At 41.8% G+C, this 4,163-nt stretch carries 4 protein-coding genes; 1 reads left to right on the top strand and 3 read right to left on the bottom strand.

Features of this window, described 5'->3' with window-relative positions; genetic code table 11:
- Positions 1–129 precede the first annotated feature (129 nt).
- Together sseA and JK188_RS16605 are read right to left on the bottom strand one after the other, a co-directional pair.
- Positions 130–969, bottom strand: a complete 840-nt coding sequence (sseA, locus tag JK188_RS16600) for a 3-mercaptopyruvate sulfurtransferase (RefSeq protein WP_211886340.1) — start codon at positions 967–969, stop codon at positions 130–132.
- A gap of 36 nt (positions 970–1,005) precedes the next feature.
- Positions 1,006–1,167, bottom strand: a complete 162-nt coding sequence (locus JK188_RS16605; RefSeq protein ID WP_165906914.1) for a hypothetical protein — start codon at positions 1,165–1,167, stop codon at positions 1,006–1,008.
- Positions 1,168–1,407: 240 nt separating this feature from the next.
- Here JK188_RS16605 and dinG point away from each other — a divergent pair, with 240 nt between their 5' ends.
- Positions 1,408–3,519: an ATP-dependent DNA helicase DinG gene (dinG, locus tag JK188_RS16610; protein ID WP_211884978.1), complete on the top strand. Its 2,112-nt coding sequence runs from the start codon at positions 1,408–1,410 to the stop codon at positions 3,517–3,519.
- A gap of 66 nt (positions 3,520–3,585) precedes the next feature.
- Here the strand turns inward: dinG and dps are convergent, their stop codons facing one another.
- Complete coding sequence (gene dps, locus JK188_RS16615) at positions 3,586–4,089, bottom strand: DNA starvation/stationary phase protection protein Dps (RefSeq protein WP_211884980.1); 504 nt, start codon at positions 4,087–4,089, stop codon at positions 3,586–3,588.
- Positions 4,090–4,163 lie beyond the last annotated feature (74 nt).

Below are 4,163 nucleotides of genomic sequence, written 5' to 3' on the forward strand. Positions count from 1 at the left end.
GTTATTAGCTCCATAAAAATAGAGTAATAGAAAACGTAATTAATTAGATTAATTTTTTATAATATTAGATTTAAATAGAACAAATAAATTCCCTCATAATTAACGCGTATTTATGAGGGAAAAAAATGATTAAGGTTCGATTGGTAACCCGTTGTCTTGCCCCCATTGCGCCCATGAACCATCATAGAGGCGCACATATGGGTTGCCTAATAATACCAATGCCAGTAAAACTACGGCAGCAGTCATGCCAGAGCCACAGGTTGTGACTGTTGGCGCAAGAATATCAACATCTTGCTGCGCAAAAATAGCTTTTAACTGTTCAGGAGATTTATATTCCCCATTATCCACTAATAAATCCCAAGGCACATTTTTACTGCCTGGAATATGCCCCATCCTTAAACCCGGACGAGGTTCAGGAGCTTGAGCCAGAAAACGGGCAGCTGCACGCGCATCAATAATTTGAATTTTACCTTCAGTGGCAATCTCTAACATTTGCTGTTGATTCAGCGCATTAGCATCTTGTCTATCCGCAATAAAGGTTTGAGCTGCGGGTGGGGTGACTTTGCCGGATTGGGTCGCAAAACCCGCTGTTTTCCATGCGTTAATTCCGCCTGCTAAAATTTTAACTTGTTTACAGCCTAAAGTACGGAAAGTCCACCATGCACGCGGGGATGAAAATAAGTTATTTTGTGCGTAAATAATGACTTGGGTTTGATTATTAATCCCCATAGCCCCAACTGCTTGGCTAAATGTGGTGGCATCAGGGAGCATATGGGGTAAATCGCAGCTCTTATCGGCGACTTCATCTTGATTAAAAAATTGAGCTTGGGGAATGTGCTCATCAAGGTAGCTTTGGTAGCAATCATAAGGGGCGGTAGGTGGCGGTGTAGAGACATCAAGCACAATAATATTACTGTCTGAAAGGTGCGAATTTAACCACTCTGGTGTTACAAAATAATCGTTGTACATCATAACTCACCGTCCCGTTTGATTAATAATGGATGATTACTGGATCTGATTAGGTGCAGGTAATATCGATGGCGATTGAGCCTGATTTTGTTCTATAGGTGTGGTGGAGCGGGTATAAATATTCATCCCGGCAAGCACAATACCCCCAATAGAACTCAATGCGCATAATGCGCACAGTGCGATGACGACTTTTTTCATTTTTATTAGCCTGATTTGATACGAAGATGCCAAAGTATAACTGGATGGTGATAGCAAACAAGTTTTACGGGGTATTTTCTTGGCTCGATTTGGTGTTTTGCGAAAGGCTTTCCAGAATTTGTGTATAATGGAAATTAATACAGTAGTTTTGCGAAGGGTTTCGCAAAAGAGAAACAGGGGCTTTCCTGCCTCTTTTTTGATTGGCTATCATCTCCTTTTTACTTGGTCTTCTGCGTATCTATGTCTCTGTCAAATAAAATCAAAGAACAAATAACTCAATGGTATAAGGGGTTATCTAATCAAATTGAGGGGTTCGTCTCTCGGGCGCCTCAGCGGCAGATGATTGCTGAAGTGGCGAAAAATTTGTCGGATGTAGAAGGGCGTCATTTAGTTATTGAAGCACCCACAGGGGTGGGAAAGACCTTATCCTATTTGATACCAGGCATTGCGGTTGGGCGCGAAGAAGGTAAAACTTTGGTCGTGAGCACCGCTAACGTTGCCCTCCAAGATCAAATATTCAGTAAGGATTTGCCATTACTGAGCAAAATTATCCCTGACTTAAAATATACAGGCGCATTTGGGCGAGCGCGTTATGTGTGTCCCCGAAACTTAGAAGCTATTTGTGCCGCGGAAGGGGAACAAATTGATTTAATGCTGTTGGTGGAAGACAAAACTGAAATTACCAACAGCGAAGAGAGAGCGCAATGCCAGCAATTACGCAATGATTTTCATAGCTTTGCTTGGGATGGGCTACGTGACCACCATAAAAAGGCATTTAGTGATAGTTTATGGCGTAAAGTCAGCACCGATAAAATGAATTGTCTTGGACGTAATTGCCAATTTTATCAACGATGCCCTTTTTTTATTGCACGCCGTGAAATTGAAGATGCGGATGTGGTCGTGGCTAACCATGCTTTAGTGATGGCCGCGATGGAAAGTGAGTCGGTATTACCGGATCCCAAGAAATTACTGTTGGTTCTCGATGAGGGGCATCACGTTCCCGATGTGGCGAGAGACGCTTTAGAAGTGGAAGGGGAAATTACGCTAGTTCAGCTTACCGCACAGGTGGATAATTTTATTCATCATGTCGGGCAGTATGTTGCGCAGTTTCGCCCAGCAAAACCGCCTAAGTTGACTAATCCTGATAAGCTACAACAACATGCCGAAAAATTACGTGAGTGTTTCCGTGATTTTTCACTGTTAGCGAACGGGCTATTACCTGAAACATCCAAAGAGTCAGAATATTTGTTCCCGATGGGGATCTTGCCTGAGGTTATGCAGCAATGTTGCCAAGAGCTATTTAAGCTGACGGATGCATTACGTGGGCTATCAGAGGCGATTCTCAGTGACTTAACGGAGCAAACGGCAAAGCAAGATATTGTGCGTTTACATCGTTCTATCTTAGTGACAAGCCGAGCGATGGGTTATTTTGAAAATATGACCAAATTGTGGCGCTTAGCCTCGCTCGATCAAAGCTCAGGCGCACCTGTTTCGAAATGGCTTAGCCGCCGTTATGAGAAAAATCAATCCCGGATTTTTATGCATTGCGCAGGGATCCGCGTAAGTGAACAGCTGCAACATTTGTTATGGAAAAATGTGCCTCATATTGTAGTAACATCGGCAACACTTCGCTCTTTGAACAGCTATTCACGTTTTATGGAGTTAACGGGATTATCCGAAAAGAGTGATGACCGTTTCGTGACGCTCACCTCACCGTTTAATCATGTTGAGCAGGGTAAGTTGGTGATCCCCAAAATGCAGCATGAGCCAACTATGGCAAATGAAGCTGAACATTTAAAAGAGATGGCAACCTATTTTCGTCATCAATTTACGCATAGTGATCACCATGGGGTCTTGATCCTATTTAGTAGCCAGCGAGCGATGGAAGGGTTTCTGGAGCATGTGAAAGATTTACGTTTACAGCTATTAGTGCAAGGGGATCAGCCACGTTACCGGTTAGTGGAGACGCACTGTGAACGTATTAAACAAGGGCAAAAAAGCGCACTAATCGGCTTACAATCATTTGCGGAAGGGTTGGATTTAAAAGGAGAATTTTTAACCCAGGTGCATATTCACAAGATTGCGTTTCCGCCTGTGACAAACCCTGTGATTATTACTGAAGGGGATTGGCTGAAGTCATTAAAGCGTTATCCATTCGAGGTACAAAGTTTACCTAGCGCTTCATTTAATTTGATCCAACAAGCGGGACGTTTGATTCGAAGTCATGAATGTTATGGTGAAATTATCATTTATGATAAACGCTTATTAACCAAAAGCTATGGTAAACGTTTATTAAATTCGTTACCCATTTTCCCTATTGAACAACCTGAAATGCCAACATCAGATAAGTAGGGCGATAAATAAATCGAGACCACCGAAGTGGTCTCATGGTCAATATATTGACTCTGCTTTACGACACTACTCAATATTGGCTTCTAATAACCACAGGAATTTATCCAGATCGCGAGATGCGGCGGTAAACATATCTGCGGTATTTTCATCTTCAACTTCATCGATAGCTTTACGAATATCATTTGCAACAACAGCATATCGTTCGGCTAACGCTTTTAAATGGTCTTGTACAGAATGAATATCCAAAGGATAAGCTTCTAACGATGTAAATTTATTAACTTGTTGTGACGTTCCTGTGGCGATGCCACCCAACTGAACCGCACGCTCAGCGAACTCATCCAAGTGCCCAACGATGCTATCTCTAAAGCCATCTAACATCTCATGCACAGCGATAAAGTTGCGACCGCGCATGTTCCAATGTGCTTGTTTTGTGATTAAAGAGAGATCGGTGAAATGGATAACCATCATGTTTAAGATACCGATGGTTTCTAATTTAACACTATCTTCAATATCATTACGGGTATATAAAAGGTCAGTTGAAGAGGTTTTAAATAATTTTGCAGTATTCATAGAATTTCCTCTCTTAAATATAATTAACTCAATTATCTTATCTGCTTATAAATATAGAGTGTAAAGCTAAGAAT

The organism is Providencia sp. JGM181 (assembly GCF_018257375.1).
Classification (GTDB): domain Bacteria; phylum Pseudomonadota; class Gammaproteobacteria; order Enterobacterales; family Enterobacteriaceae; genus Providencia; species Providencia lanzhouensis.

Excerpts from the sequence above, each read along its gene's own strand:
- JK188_RS16605 (WP_165906914.1), bottom strand. The coding sequence starts at position 1,167 with ATGAAAAAAGTCGTCATCGCACTGTGCGCATTATGCGCATTGAGTTCT.
- dps (WP_211884980.1), bottom strand. The coding sequence starts at position 4,089 with ATGAATACTGCAAAATTATTTAAAACCTCTTCAACTGACCTTTTATAT.
- sseA (WP_211886340.1), bottom strand. The coding sequence starts at position 969 with ATGTACAACGATTATTTTGTAACACCAGAGTGGTTAAATTCGCACCTT.
- dinG (WP_211884978.1), top strand. The coding sequence starts at position 1,408 with ATGTCTCTGTCAAATAAAATCAAAGAACAAATAACTCAATGGTATAAG.